Source organism: Delftia sp. Lp-1 (assembly GCF_020523835.1).
GTDB classification, from domain to species: domain Bacteria; phylum Pseudomonadota; class Gammaproteobacteria; order Burkholderiales; family Burkholderiaceae_C; genus Comamonas; species Comamonas acidovorans.
The window spans coordinates 2301586-2315335 of the sequence record NZ_JAJALJ010000001.1; the positions used below are offsets into that span (position 1 = coordinate 2301586).

Sequence of the window (13750 nt, forward strand, 5' to 3'; positions counted from 1 at the left end):
TCATGGAGGCGTTTATCCAGGCTTCAGATGGCGAACTGGGCGCGATCCTTGTCCTTGATCCAGGCGGGGGGCTTGCCACGGCCGGTCCAGGTGTCACCGGTTTCGGGATTGCGGAACTTGGGGGCCACGGTGGAGGGGGCGCGGCGTGCCGTGAAGATGTCGTCGGCAGTCAGGCCGTAATCCTGAACCAGACCGCGAATCTTGGCGATCACATCACTGACTTCTTGCTTGCGTGCTGTCTGGATCTGGGCCTCGAGTGCCTCGCGCTGTGCCAGAAGTTCTTTGTATGTGGTGTTCACGGTAGTTTGCCTTTCATGGATTGAAGCGCGAATATTAACGGTTTTTTAAGAACAAGTTTGCATGCTTTCGATCATTTTCTCCTATGACTGCCATTGGCCGTCCTGACCGTGTTCAAAATGATCGGTCAACGCCAGGTAAAGGCCATGTAAAGAGCCGGCAGTTATGGGGCGCTGTATGTTCCGGAGCCCTTCAAAATTCTGTATGCCCTCGCTTTCAGGTTTGAAGCGCCGTGGTTCACAGGGGTGAGTGATCGGCTGCGAAGGAGTTTGGGCTTATTGAAAGGGGATGTGAAAGGCGATGCCGTGATCAAACTGCACCGCACATTCGAAATTATTGAGATCCAGTCTGTACGCTGCTTGCCAACGGCTTTTTGCGTGGGGTTGGGGGAGGGTGGCGAGCGGACTGCAAGCGAAAGATGAGGGTGCTGGTGGTGCCGTGACAACCTTCGCAAAAGACACGCGTTTTTGCCTACAAAACTGTTTATTCATACAGTATGATGCGGCCATGAGCATCGATCAGATCGCCTTCGCACTCCCCGCAGTCCTTGCCGTCTGGCTGTCGCAGTCCCGTTCCGTTGCCCTGCGGCGGTGGGCCTGCCTTCTCGGCCTGGGATGCATGCCTTACTGGATATATGTGGCCCTGTTGGCCGGGCAATGGGGCATGTTGGCCTTGGCAGGCGCCTTTGCGCTGGGCTGGCTCAAGGGGCTTTGGGTGCACTGGCTGGCACCTCGTCGGCGTGAGGCCGTGGGCTCGGGCCTGGGCACCATCCAGATCACGCCGGGCACCCGTTGACGGCTGGCCGCTGGTCCGCGCCTTGTGTTCATCGATGCTGCAGGCGGGCGCGTGTTTTACGGGCGCTGTGCATGGCGTGCTCGGGAATTTCAAGCGTTCTCACTGGAATTTGATGCAGATAAAAGCCGAGTGTTTTGCTTGGTTGGTGTGATGGCCGTGCCGATGCGCCGGCTGCCGGGGCGGCCTGCTGTCTTTATGCCCAGCCGTGCATGGCTGCAAGACTGGGCTGGGGCTGTGCTGCAAGGATTTCTGCCCTTTGTGTACTGTGGTGGTGCACATCTTTCGGGTCTTGGTGCAGGTTTCCGGATCGGCAGGTAGCGCTGTGTTTTTGCGGATATTTCCGATTTGTATGGTGAGTTATGTGAGCAAAAAGCCACGGAGTTTGCGGGTCTGTGCAGGTCCTTGTATGGACGCCAGCTGGCAGTGATGGGCAAGTCCGAGGCATAGAATCGTTTGCATACAACAGGCAGTCATCTATCAGAGTTGCCTCTAAAAACCACGTGAAAACAGCCCACCCCGTTGGCGGTGGGCTTTCTTTTTCGGGCTTGGCCGCGGCGAGCCCGTCGCCTGATTTTTCAGTGCGCACCTATGGTTTGCACCTGTTGTCAACCACAAGGTTTGCACACGATGAAATTCACTCTCAACCAACAAGAGGTCGAGATCCAGGGCGTGAGCCCTGAGACGCCGCTGCTTTATGTGCTGCGCAACGACATGCAGCTCAACGGTCCCAAGTTCGGCTGCGGCCTGGGCGAATGCGGCGCATGCGCCGTGCTGATCGACGGCAAGGTGGCCCGCTCCTGCTCCGTTCCCGTGAGCGTGGTCCAGGGCATGAAGGTCACGACGCTGGAGGGCCTGTCCCAGGACGCGACCCAGGCCGAGCACGCCCGCGTGGCGCGTGACTGGGAAGCAGCCCATCCGGCCGCCGTGCCGGGCATGCCTGCCGGCAAGCCGGCAGCCGATGCACAGGGCAAGGCTGTCTACCGACTGCACCCTGTGCAGCAGGCTTTCATTGACGAGCAGGCCGCCCAGTGCGGCTACTGCACCAACGGCATGGTCATGGCCCTGGTGGCCTTGTTCGACCACAAGCCCACGGCCACCGACGAGGAAGTCACCCAGGCCCTGTCCGGCCACCTGTGCCGCTGCGGCACGCATGTGGAAATCATGCGTGCGGCTGCTCGCGCCCGCGTGCTGATCGCCCAGGGAGGTGCAGCATGAGTGCATCCAACCCCCTTCAACTGACGCGCCGCAACCTGCTCAAGCTGGGCGGCATGGTCATGGTCAGCTCGGTCGCGGCCGCTGGCCTGGTGGCTGAAAGCACGGGTACGGCGCCCGCCGTGGCCGGCGCCTTCCCCATTCCCCCCACCGACCGGGTGAGCAGCTTTATCGCCATTGGCGCGGACGGCAGCGTCACGGCCTACCACGGCCACGTGGACCTGGGCACGGGCATCCGTACCTCGCTGGCGCAACTGGTGGCCGATGAGCTCGATGTGGAGTTCGAACGCATCACCATGGTGCTGGGCCACACAGGCCGCACGCCCAACCAGGGCCCGACCATTGCCAGCAACACCATCCAGGTGGATGCCATCCCCATGCGCAAGGCCGCCGCGCAGGTGCGCCAGCTGCTGCTGGGCCTGGCTGCCGAGAAGCTGCAGCAGCCCGTGTCCGCACTGACCACGTCCAAGGGCGCGGTGGTGGCCAAGGGCGGGCGACGCATCGGCTACGGCGAACTGGCCCAGGGCCAGGACCTGAACATTGCGCTGGACAAGGAAGTGCCGCTGCGCACCGGCGGCTTCAACTACATCGGCAAGTCCGTGCAGCGCGTGGACATTCCGGCCAAGGTGCTGGGCGCGCTGGCCTATGTGCACGATGTGCGCGTGCCCGGCATGCTGCACGGCCGCGTGGTGCGCCCGCCCTATGGCGGTGCCGATGCGTCGGCTCCGCTGGGCAGCGGCCTGATCTCTGTGAACGAGCAGTCGGTCGCTCATCTGCCGGGCATCGTCAAGGTGGTGGTGCAGGGCGATTTCGTGGGTATCGTGGCCGAGCGCGAAGAGCAGGCCATTGCCGCCATGCGCCAGCTGGAGGTGAAGTGGAAGGACTGGGCCGGCGTGCCCGACCTGTCGCTGAACGCCATGCACGACACCCTGGTCAAGCACGAGAAGACCGACCGCATGCTGCGCGAGGACGCGGGCATTGACGAGGCCTTCTCGGGCGCCAAGAAGGTGATCGAGGCCGACTACGTCTGGCCCTACCACCTGCATGCCTCCATCGGCCCGTCCTGCGCCGTGGCCGAGGTGTCCGCCAGCCAGATCCAGGTCTGGACCGGATCGCAGAACCCGCACGACGTGCGCAAGGACATCGCCACGCTGACCGGCATGGCAGCCGACCAGATCAATGTGACGCGCCTGGAAGCCTCGGGCTGCTACGGCCGCAATTGCGCGGACGACGTGGCATCCGACGCCGTGCTGCTGTCGCAGGCCGTGGGCCGCCCGGTGCGCGTGCAGCTGATGCGCGAGCAGGAAGCCGCCTGGGAGCCCAAGGGCACGGGCCAATTGATCCGCGTGCGCGGCGGCCTGGACGAGAACCATGCCGTGCTGGGCTACGAACTCAAGACCTGCTACCCGTCCAACGACGCGGCGGCCCTGGCCCTGATCCTGACGGGCAAGGTGCCCAACAAGCCCAAGGTGCTGCAGATGGGCGACCGTACGGCCATCCCGCAGTACGAGTACCCCAAGATGCGCGTGGTCTCGCAGGATGCGGCGCCCATCGTGCGCGCGTCGTGGATGCGCGGCGTCTCGGCCCTGCCCAACGTCTTTGCCCATGAGTGCTGGATCGACGAATGCGCCTACCTGGCCGGTGAAGACCCGCTGGCCTACCGCCTGCGCTACCTGAAGGACCCGCGCGCCGTGGCGCTGACGCACGCTGCGCACAAGCAGGCCGGCTGGCAGGATGGCCCGGCCCACCGCAACCCCGCGCCGGCCGACCAGCGCCTGGTCAAGGGCCGCGGCTTTGCCTATGCCCGCTACTACCACAGCAAGTTTCCTGGCTACGGCGCGGCCTGGGCCACCTGGATCTGCGACGTGACCGTGGACCGCGAGACGGGCGTGATCAAGGTGGACAAGGTCTTCGTGGCCCATGACTGCGGCGAGATGGTCAACCCGGCCGGCGTGCGCCACCAGGTGCACGGCAACATCATCCAGTCCACCAGCCGCGTGCTCAAGGAGTACGTGACCTTCGACAGCAAGGGCGTGACCTCGCTGGACTGGGGCGGCTACCCCATCCTGCGCTTTGACGAGCTGCCCGAGATCGACGTGCAACTGGTCGAGCGCCCGGGCGAAGACCCCATGGGCGCGGGCGAATCGGCCTCCGTGCCCAGCGCCGCCGCTGTCTCCAACGCCGTGTTCGACGCCACCGGCGTGCGCCTGCGCGAAGTGCCGTTCACCCCGGCACGCGTGCTGGCCGCACTCAAGGCACAGGCTGCCGATGCAGCCCCGGCCGACAAGGCACAGAACTGAGAGCGGAGGACCGGAACATGCACACACTCAAGAAAATCACCCTCGGCGTGGTCGGCCTGGCCGCCGTGGCCGGCGCCGCCTTCTGGCTGGCCACGGGCCGCAGCGAGATCGCTCCTCTGCAGCAGATCCCGGTGCAGGAATTCAGCCAGCAGCAGATCGACCAGGGGCGCCGCCTGGCGCACATGGGCGACTGCGCGGTCTGCCACACGGCACCGGGCGGCCAGCGCAACGCAGGCGGCCTGGCCATGCCCAGCCCCTTCGGCACCATCTACTCGACCAACATCACGCCCGATGCCGAAACCGGCATCGGCCGCTGGTCGTACGAGGCCTTCGAGCGCGCCATGCGCCATGGCGTGGACCGCGAGGGCAACTACCTGTACCCCGCCTTCCCGTACACCGCGTTCACCCGCGTGACCGATGAGGACATGAAGGCGCTGTACGCCTTCCTGATGACCGAGCCGGCTGTCTCCAACGAGGCTCCCAAGACCGCGCTGAACTTCCCGTTCAACGTGCGCCGCGGGCTGGCCCTGTGGAATGCGCTGTACCTGGAGCCGGGCGAGCAGCCCGCGCCCGCCAACCAGTCGGGCGAGTGGATTCGCGGCGCCTACCTGGTCGAAGGCCTGGGCCACTGCGCCGCCTGTCACTCGCCGCGCAACCAGTTCGGCGCCGAGAAAAAGGGTGCCGACCACCTGGCCGGCGCCTTCATCGATGGCTGGGATGCGCCCGCGCTCAACGACAAGGCCGTGGCTCCGCTGCCCTGGACGCGCGAGGACCTGGTCCGCTACATGCAGACCGGTTTCTCGGAGCGCCACGGCGTGGCCGCCGGCCCCATGGCGCCCGTGATCGAAGGCCTGTCCCACCAGTCGGCCGAGGACATCAACGCCATGGCCACCTACCTGATGTCGTACCGCAAGCCCGTGGCAGACGCCGCTGGCGCAGGGGACGCCCAGGCCCTGGTGAAGGAAAAGACCGAGGTTGCCAAGCTGCCGGTCGACGCCCAGGGCTACCGCCTGTACCAGGGCGCCTGCATGGCCTGCCACCGCGCCGATCCCAGCGGCGTGCTGGCCGGCAGCAGCTTCGGCGTGCGTCCCCAGCTGTCGCTGAACACCAACCTGTACAGCGACTCGCCGACCAATGCCATCCATGTGGTGCTCAACGGCATCACGCAACCGGCTCGCCCGCAGCTGGGCACCATGCCCGCCTTCCGCCACAACCTCAGCGACGATCAGATCGCCACGCTGCTCAACACCATGCGCAGCCAGTACGGCCTGCAGCCCTGGGCCGGCCTGAGCGACAAGGTCAAGGCCCTGCGCGAGGAAACACGCCCCGGCAAGGTGGCGGCGCACTGAGCCTGCGCTGCGTCATCTGCGCAGCCTGTGCGCTGCGCTAGGATGGCAAGGGACCGCTGTGCCCACAGCGGTCCCTTTTTTTATGGTGACCCGCAAGATGACAAGCCACATACCCGATTTCCCCCTGCTGACCGGCGCCAACCGCCAATGGCTGGATGCACGTGCCCAGGCTCTGGATGCCGGCAACGGCGAGGCCACGGCCGCCGTCGTGCCCTATCTGGCCGAAGCCGGGCTGCTGGGCCACGGCTTGGCTGATGCCTTGGGCGGGCAGGGCGGCAGCGCCGGCGATGCCATCGAGGCGATTGCCCAGGTGGCCACGCACTCCATGTCCGCCGCCTTTGCCTTCTGGGGCCAGCGTGTGCTGATCGAGATGCTGGCGAACACCGGCAATGCGGCCCTGCGCGAGCGCTGGCTGCCCGCGCTGCTGGCGGGCGAGGCGGCCGGTGCCTCGGGGCTGTCCAACATCATGAAATTCCTCAGCGGGCTGGAGGCTCTCAACATCCGCGCCACGGCCCGGGAAGGCGGCGGCTGGCTGCTCAACGGCAGCGTGCCCTGGTGCACCAACCTGCGCGGGCCGCGCTTTCTGGCCGCCATTGCCGTGGCGCGTGACGACGGCGCGCCGCCCATGATCGTGGCCCTGCCGTCCGATCGCCCCGGCCTGGAGCGCTCGCCGGATCTGGCGTTGATTGCCCTGCGCGGCACCAACACCGCCGCCTTGCAACTCAAGGACGTCGCCATCACCGAAGACGATCTGCTGGCCGAGCGCGCCGGCGGATTCCTGCCGCGTGTGCGGCCGGCCTTCCTGGGCATGCAATGCGGCCTGTCCATCGGCCTGGCGCGCGCGGCCTGTGCGCAGGCCGCCTCGCGCATGGGGCAGGGCGGGCATGTGCTGCAGCAGCCGCTGGACGATACCCGCAGCCATCTGGAACAGGCGGTGGCGGCACTCAAGGCCGGTGTAGAGGCCGGCGATTTCGTGGAGGCGCCCGAGCGGCTTTTCGCGCTGCGCCTGGCCCTGCACGACTGCGTGCAGCAGGCCATGCAGCTGGAGCTGCAGACGGCCGGTGGCCGCGCCTACAGCCTGGACGCGGACGATGGCTTTGCCCGCCGCTGGCGTGAATCGGCCTTCATCCCCATCGTCACGCCCAGCGTGATCCAGTTGCGCGCCGAGCTACAAAAACTGCAAAAGCTCGGCGCCTGACGGCTCAGCCCGCCTTGGCTGCGGGCTGCAGCGCCGGCTCCAGCGCCGTATCCAGCAGCAGCAAGGCGGTCTCCACCGCCGCCAGCAGCCGCTGGCGCGGCACGCCATCGCGGGCCTGCACCGATATGCCGTGCAGTTGCGTGGCATAGAAATCCCCCAGCGCCTGCACATCGGTGCCGGCGCGCAACTCGCCTTCATCCAGCGCGCGCTGAAGGCGGTCGATCAGGGACTGCGTGCGCTGGCGGCGGTGTTCGGCCAGCCACGCGGCGACTGCCTCGTTTTCCTCGGCGCAGTTGGTGGCGGCGGTGACCACCATGCAGCCCAGCGGATGGGCATCGTCCGTATAGGTGGCCACGGCATCGCGCAGCACGCGGGCCAGGGCGTCGCGCACACGCGGCTCCTGGGCCATGGCGCGGTCGGCAAAGCCGCCATCACCGGCCTCGTAGCGCTGCACGGCCTCGCGGAACAGGTCCTGCTTGCTGCCGAAGGCCGCATAGATGCGCGCTGACGCAATGCCCAGCGCCTGCACCAGGTCGGCCATGGACGTGCCCTCGTAGCCGCGCCGCCAGAACGCCAGCATGGCGCGCTCCAGCGCCTGGTCTCGGTCAAATTCCCTGGGTCTTCCGGCCATCTTCCTCATCCTTCTCAACAGTCAGGGCGGCATCTTAGCGGCGCCGTGATGCTGTCTTGCATCGGCTTCGCAAAAGCAGCCGCATTGGCGTGATACTATTCTTTGTCGATTAACAAACAATAGCTCAACGCAAGGAAATCACATGCAGACCATCAAGGGCCCAAGCCTTCATCTGGCGCAGTTCGCCGACAACAAGGCACCGTTCAATTCCCTGGAAGACATCGCACGCTGGGCGGCCGGCGTAGGCTTCAAGGGCCTGCAGATTCCCGCCTGGGACCAGCGCCTGTTCGACGTGGCCACGGCCGCCAGCAGCCAGATCTATTGCGACGATGTCAACGGCATGCTGGCCTCGCACGGCCTGGTGGCCAGCGAGCTGACCACGCACATCTTTGGCCAGCTCGTGGCCGTGCACCCGGCCTACGACGCCATGTGCGACAGCTTTGCACCCGAGGCGCTGCGCGGCAATCCGGCCGCACGCACGGCCTGGGCGCTGGAGCAGCTCAAGCTGTCGGCCAGTGCATCGCGCCGCATGGGGCTGAGCGACATGGGCACGTTCTCGGGCTCGTTCGTCTGGCCCTATCTCTTCCCGTTCCCGCAGCGCCCGGCCGGCCTGATCGAAACCGCCTTCGAGGAGCTGGCGCGCCGCTGGCGCCCCATCCTCGACGCCTGCGATGAGCAGGGCGTGAACCTGTGCTACGAAATCCACCCCAGCGAAGACCTGCACGACGGCACCAGCTTCGAGCGCTTCCATGAGCTGGTGGGCCAGCACGCACGCTGCAAGATCCTGTTCGATCCCAGCCATTTCGTGCTGCAGCAGCTCAACTACCTCGACTACATCGACATCTACCGCGAGCACATCCGCATGTTCCATGTGAAGGATGCGGAGTTCCTGCCCAGCGGGCGCCAGGGCATCTACGGCGGCTATTCCTCGTGGCTGGAGCGGGCAGGGCGCTTCCGTTCGCTGGGCGACGGGCAGGTGGACTTCAAGGCCATCTTCTCCAAGTTCGCCCAGTACGACTACCAGGGCTGGGCCTCGCTGGAATGGGAGTGCTGCCTCAAGGACCAGGAAGACGGTGCGCGCGAGGGCGTGGACTTCATCAACCGCCACATCATCCGCGTCACCGACAAGATCTTTGACGACTTCGCCGGCGCCCCCGTGGACCAGCGCCAGATCAACGCCATGCTCGGCATCGCCTGAGCACGCCCGCAGCCAAAGAACCTCAAAAAGAATCCGACAATGAACGCTTTCACATCGAACGCCCTGCGCAAGCAGGAAGACCAGGCCTGCGAGTTCTCGCACGACTACGTGCGCATCGACGGCCGCCGCATCCACTGCATCACGGCCGGGCAGGGCGCGCCCGTGCTGCTGATCCCGGGCTGGCCCCAGACCTGGTATGCCTGGCGCCATGTCATGCAGGCACTGGCGGCGCAGGGCTTCCAGGCCATTGCCGTCGATCCGCCGGGCACGGGCTTTTCGGACCGGCCCGACACCGGCTACGACACGGGCTCCATTGCGCTGACCCTGCACCGCACCATGCTGGCGCTGGGCCATGAGCGCTACCGGGTCGCCGGCCACGACGTGGGCATGTGGGTGGCCTATGCGCTGGCCAGCGACCAGCCGCAGGCCGTGCAGTCCCTGGCGCTGACCGAGGCCGTGATCCCCGGCCTGGCGCCCGAGCCCAGCATCTTTGCGCCGCCAGAGCAGAACATCTTCCTGTGGCACTTCATGTTCAACCAGTTGGCCGACCTGCCCGAGACCCTGATCGCGGGGCGCGAGCGTGCCTACCTGGAATTCATGTTCAACCGCTGGTCGCTGCGGCGCGACCGCGTGGCCGTCGACGTCTATGTCGATGCCTATGCGGCGCCCGGTGGCCTGCGCGGCGGCTTTGCCTACTACCGCGCCATTCCCGAAACCATTCGCCAGAACCGCGAGCGTGCGCTGCGCCCGCTGGCCATGCCCGTGCTGGCCATTGGCGCCGAGCACGCCACGGCCGATGCGCCGCTGGCCACGCTGCGCGGCCATGCCGATGACCTGTCGGGCGTGATCGTGCCGGGCTGCGGCCACTTCATCATGGAGGAAGCTGCCGAGCCCTTCATCGCCGAGCTGCTGCCCTTCCTGCAAAGGACGCTGTGACCATGGGCCTGGACGCTGACATTGCGCGCTATCTCGCCGAGCTGGCGCAGGCAACCCAGGCCGCGGCCCCGCCCACGCTGGCGGCGCTGCGCGAGGGCACCGACGCCGGGCTGCGCGCCCTGCACGGCGCGGCCGAGGCCATGGCCCGCACCGAAGACTTCACGCTGCCCGCGCGCGACGGTGCGCCGCTGCGCGTGCGCATCTACCGGCCGCTGGCCTCGGACACACCCACGCCCCAGCCCGCCCTGGTCTTCGCCCACGGCGGCGGCTGGTGCCTGGGTTCGCTGGAGGTCTACGACAACCCCTGCCGCGCATTGGCCGCGGCAACGGGCGCCGTCGTGGTCTCGGTGGACTACCGGCTGGCGCCCGAGCACCGCTTTCCCGTGCCGCTGCATGATTTCTGCGATGCCATTGCCTGGACCTTTGAGCAGGCCGATGCGCTGGGCCTGGATCGCAGGCGCATCGGCGTGGCCATGGACTCGCCGTCGTTCCACCAGTTTGGAGAGGGCCACTACCTCACGCGTGCGGCCATGGAGTACTGCTATGGCGCGTACCTGGGCGATGCGGCTCCGGGGCGGCAAGAACTTGTCTCTCCGCTGCGCGCGGACCACCTGGCAGGCCTGCCCCAAGCCACGGTGATCAGCTGCGAATACGACCCGCTGCGCGACGAGGCCGAAGCCTATGCGCAGCGGCTGGCGCAGGCCGGTGTGGCAGTAAAGGCCGTGCGACTGCCCGGCATGGTGCACGCCTGCATGCACATGCTGGGGCTGGCGCCGGCATCACGCCGCCTGTTTGACGAAGCGGGTGCCGCCGTGCGCCAGGCTTTGGGCACGGCCATCGGCTGAGGGTTGCTGGGTGCAGGTCAGGCCTGTGCCAGGAACACGGCCACCAGCGCATTCGCATGGCCGTGCCCCATCTGGTGCTGGGCCTTGAGCCAGCCCACCAGTTCCATGTGCTTGCGGGTGTCCTGCTGCTGCAGCAGGTCCATCCAGTGCGCAATCGGCTGGCCGTAGGTCTTCTCGATGGAAGGGAAATACGAGGCCGGTCCCTTGACCTTGCTTGTCTCCGTCATGGCGCTTGTCCTTTTTCTGTGATGCGGGTGGCAGATTGTGCCGCTGGCGCTGTCCGGGCCGGCAGGCGGGGTCAGGTCAGGAACAGCACATCCTTGTGCTGCGGCGCAGGCGGCAGCACCTCGCCGGTCAGCTCGCGCAGCGTGGCCTCGATCATCTGCGACATGGCGTCCAGCGCCAGGTCGTTGGGCGCCGTGCCGAAGGGCTCCTCCAGCTCGGCGCCCAAGGCCTCCAGCGCGAAGAAGGTGTAGGCGATGAAGGCCACGATCACCGGAGTCATGAAGCCGATGGAATCCACCAGGCCGAAGGGCAGCAGCAGGCAGTACAGGTAGATGGTGCGATGGATGATCACCGCGTAGGTGAAGGGAATCGGCGTGCCCGCAATGCGCTCGCAGCCGCCCAGTGCCTCGCCCAGCTTGCACAGCGGCGCCTCCATGGCGGGCACCAGCACGGGCTGCAGGCTGCCGTCGTGGCGGCGCGCCTGCAGCCATTCGCCGGCCATGAGCAGCAGCACGGCGGGCTTGAAGCGCGCCGTGGCCAGGCGTTCGCAGTCGGCGGCGGGCAGCAGGCGGCGCATGTCGGCCGCGGCATCGGTGCCGCGCAACTGATGGCGCAGCGCATGCACGAAGGCCGCCAGCACCATGGCCAGGGCCGGGGCGTGCTGCGGCGCGTCCGTCAAGGTCCGGGCCTGGCGTACCAGGGTGCGTGTCTCGTTGAGCAGGGTGCCCCACAGCGTGCGCGCCTCCCAGTAGCGCGCATAGCTGGTGCTGTTGCGAAAGCCCAGGAAGATGGCCAGCGTCAGCCCGATCAGCGAAAACGGCACGAAGTTCAGCGGCACTTTCCAGGCGAACAGCTGGCCGTGCAGTGCCGTGACCAGTACGGCGAACAGGGTGGCGGCCATCAGCTGGGGCAGGATGTCGGGCAGCACCGAGCCGCGCAGCACGAAGAGCATGCGCAGCCAGTGGGGGCGGGGCCGGATGATCATGAAAGCTTGTTCCGTGATGGAAAAGAGGGCGCAAGAGGGCGCAGCAGCCCCGCAACTCTAACCGCCCCGCGCAGTCAGTGCGCCACCTGCGCGCCACTTATGCGCCACCCTGCACGCGCCGGCTGCGGCTTCAAAGATCGCTGCCGTGGCTGTCGTGGTTGCCGTCTGGCTGGAGAAGGGCCTGTGCCGTGACCGCTGCTGCCTGCTCTGCCTGCCATGCCGTGCGCATGGAAGAGGGCGCCACCGTTGCGCGCGGGGATGGCTGGCTGGTGATGGTGCCCAGGCTGATGAAGCCGGCCAGGTACTCGCCCTCGCGCAAACCCAGCGCTGAATGCAGGGCCGGGTCAAAACAGCGCTCGCCACTGAGCACGATGGCACCAAAGCCCAAATGGTGGGCGGCGTTGAGGAAGTTGCCCAGGGCCGCGCCCGCAGCCAGCCATTGCTCACGCACCGGCACGCGCGAGCGCGGCCGGGGCGAGATGATGAAGGCGATCAGCGCCGGCGCGCGCGTTGCATGCTCGCGCGCACGGCGGATATCGTCGGCCGGGGCCAGCGGGTCGCGGCGCAGTTTTTCCTGCTCGAACAGGCTGGCCAAGGCCCCGCGCTGGTGGGCGGGAAACTCCAGAACCCGCCAGGGGTGCAAGGCACCGTGGTCCGGAGCGCATAGCGCCGCCTCGATCATCAGGTCCATGTCGCCGCTGTCCGGGCCCGGCATGGCCAGCCGCCTGGGCGAGACGGAGCGCCGCGCCAACAGGGGCGCCAGGCCTGCCCGCTTGCGCGTGTCGGCAAAGCAGTGCTTGAGTGCATCCACCGCCTGGGCGAACTGCCGTGCCCAGGCCAGCACCTGTTCGCCTTCCTGCGTGAACCCCTGGAAGGGCCGGCCCGCACGCACCAGCGCGTGGCCGAACTCCTCCTCTGCCGAGCGTATGGCCTGGGCCAGCGCGTTGTCGGAGATGCCGCAGGCCTGCGCTGCGCGCGCCCAGTCACGCTCGCGGTCCAGGGCCAGCAGATGGGGGATGTATTTTTGCGTCAAGTCGGTTCTCCAGCGCGGGCCCGTGCTCCGTGTATGGCATCGTTATATCTGAAAGAATACAATGAAATACGTCATGCCAGCTTGAACCGGCGGCGGGCTGCGGTGGGCAGGCCCGGGGGCGGGCGCACGCGTGTGACAGGTGCATGGTGCCCTTGCCGAACTGCGGGATTGAACCGATTGCGCAGGCACCGGCACTACAATCCCCGGCCATGTTGCATGCCATCCGGAGCCTATCCATGCGGAGCGCCTTGCTGCTGCTCATCATGGTGGCGCAGCTGCTGATACCGCTGCTGCACAGCCATTTCGGCACTCCGAACCAGGCCGGCCTGCACATCCATGCGGCGCCGTCGCGCGTGGCCGACTCGCATTTCCACCTGTTCGTGGCCCACGGCTCCTTCACCGATGTGGATGAAGACCATGTCGAGCCTTTCGAGGTCGATGTGCAGGACGCCATACAGCCGCTGGACCTGCTGCCCATGCCCTTGCTGGCCGTGGTCGGCCTGGTCTTGCTCACCCTGGGCCTGCGTGCCGCTCGCATGCGCTGCATTGCGCCCCGGCCCGCCCTGCCGCTGCAGCCCATGCGCCTGAGTCCGCGCTGGCGCGGGCGCGTGATAAGGCCTTCCCCCGCCCAGGCACCGCCCCTGGCTTCCTGACCTCCCCGGCCTGGTTCACAGGCCCGCCTCAGTCCTTCTTCGCCCGCGCGCAGCGAACCGCCTGCGCGTGGACGGCGTTCGTCTTTTTTCCCG

The 13750-nt window shown here is 67.0% G+C and carries 14 protein-coding genes; 9 read left to right on the top strand and 5 right to left on the bottom strand.

Annotated elements, in window-relative coordinates; translation table 11 throughout:
- Positions 1–23 precede the first annotated feature (23 nt).
- A complete protein-coding gene (locus LGR64_RS10325; protein ID WP_013802280.1) occupies positions 24–299 on the bottom strand; it encodes an H-NS histone family protein in 276 nt (91 codons plus the stop codon).
- 505 nt (positions 300–804) lie between these two features.
- On the opposite strand from LGR64_RS10325, the gene LGR64_RS10330 reads away from it, so the two are divergent.
- From LGR64_RS10330 to LGR64_RS10350, 5 genes are all read left to right on the top strand, one after another.
- On the top strand, positions 805–1092 hold the full coding sequence (locus tag LGR64_RS10330) for a hypothetical protein (RefSeq protein ID WP_043782035.1): 288 nt from the start codon (positions 805–807) through the stop codon (positions 1090–1092).
- A 627-nt stretch (positions 1093–1719) separates the two neighbouring features.
- The gene (locus tag LGR64_RS10335) at positions 1720–2307 is read left to right on the top strand and encodes a (2Fe-2S)-binding protein (RefSeq protein WP_013802282.1); all 588 of its coding nucleotides are present in this window, start codon (positions 1720–1722) and stop codon (positions 2305–2307) included.
- Positions 2304–4604 (top strand): xanthine dehydrogenase family protein molybdopterin-binding subunit, encoded by a 2301-nt coding sequence (locus LGR64_RS10340; protein ID WP_230355367.1) that lies wholly within the window; start codon positions 2304–2306, stop codon positions 4602–4604. Before LGR64_RS10335 ends, LGR64_RS10340 begins: the two co-directional genes overlap by 4 nt.
- A 17-nt stretch (positions 4605–4621) precedes the next feature.
- Complete coding sequence (locus LGR64_RS10345; RefSeq protein WP_013802284.1) at positions 4622–5953, top strand: c-type cytochrome; 1332 nt, start codon at positions 4622–4624, stop codon at positions 5951–5953.
- 82 nt (positions 5954–6035) lie between these two features.
- The gene (locus LGR64_RS10350) at positions 6036–7151 is read left to right on the top strand and encodes an acyl-CoA dehydrogenase family protein (protein ID WP_230355368.1); all 1116 of its coding nucleotides are present in this window, start codon (positions 6036–6038) and stop codon (positions 7149–7151) included.
- A gap of 4 nt (positions 7152–7155) precedes the next feature.
- Here LGR64_RS10350 and LGR64_RS10355 read toward each other — a convergent pair whose 3' ends face one another.
- Positions 7156–7782, bottom strand: coding sequence for a TetR/AcrR family transcriptional regulator (locus LGR64_RS10355; RefSeq protein ID WP_088164647.1), 627 nt, complete (start codon positions 7780–7782; stop codon positions 7156–7158).
- A 142-nt stretch (positions 7783–7924) separates the two neighbouring features.
- On the opposite strand from LGR64_RS10355, the gene LGR64_RS10360 reads away from it, so the two are divergent.
- From LGR64_RS10360 to LGR64_RS10370, 3 genes are read left to right on the top strand one after another with little or no spacing between them, the layout of a single operon-like run.
- Positions 7925–8980 (top strand): sugar phosphate isomerase/epimerase family protein, encoded by a 1056-nt coding sequence (locus LGR64_RS10360; protein WP_230355369.1) that lies wholly within the window; start codon positions 7925–7927, stop codon positions 8978–8980.
- 39 nt (positions 8981–9019) lie between these two features.
- Entirely contained in the window at positions 9020–9916 is an 897-nt protein-coding gene (locus LGR64_RS10365) for an alpha/beta fold hydrolase (RefSeq protein WP_230355370.1), read from the top strand.
- A 2-nt stretch (positions 9917–9918) separates the two neighbouring features.
- Entirely contained in the window at positions 9919–10761 is an 843-nt protein-coding gene (locus tag LGR64_RS10370) for an alpha/beta hydrolase (RefSeq protein ID WP_230355371.1), read from the top strand.
- 17 nt (positions 10762–10778) lie between these two features.
- Here the strand turns inward: LGR64_RS10370 and LGR64_RS10375 are convergent, their stop codons facing one another.
- From LGR64_RS10375 to LGR64_RS10385, 3 genes are all read right to left on the bottom strand, one after another.
- Positions 10779–10988, bottom strand: a complete 210-nt coding sequence (locus LGR64_RS10375) for a DUF4287 domain-containing protein (RefSeq protein ID WP_013802290.1) — start codon at positions 10986–10988, stop codon at positions 10779–10781.
- 71 nt (positions 10989–11059) lie between these two features.
- Entirely contained in the window at positions 11060–11971 is a 912-nt protein-coding gene (locus LGR64_RS10380; RefSeq protein ID WP_097202269.1) for a bestrophin family protein, read from the bottom strand.
- Between the two features lie 130 nt (positions 11972–12101).
- The gene (locus LGR64_RS10385) at positions 12102–13004 is read right to left on the bottom strand and encodes a nitroreductase (protein WP_230355372.1); all 903 of its coding nucleotides are present in this window, start codon (positions 13002–13004) and stop codon (positions 12102–12104) included.
- 236 nt (positions 13005–13240) lie between these two features.
- On the opposite strand from LGR64_RS10385, the gene LGR64_RS10390 reads away from it, so the two are divergent.
- Positions 13241–13657, top strand: a complete 417-nt coding sequence (locus LGR64_RS10390) for a hypothetical protein (RefSeq protein ID WP_012205745.1) — start codon at positions 13241–13243, stop codon at positions 13655–13657.
- The last annotated feature ends 93 nt before the right edge of the window (positions 13658–13750 follow it).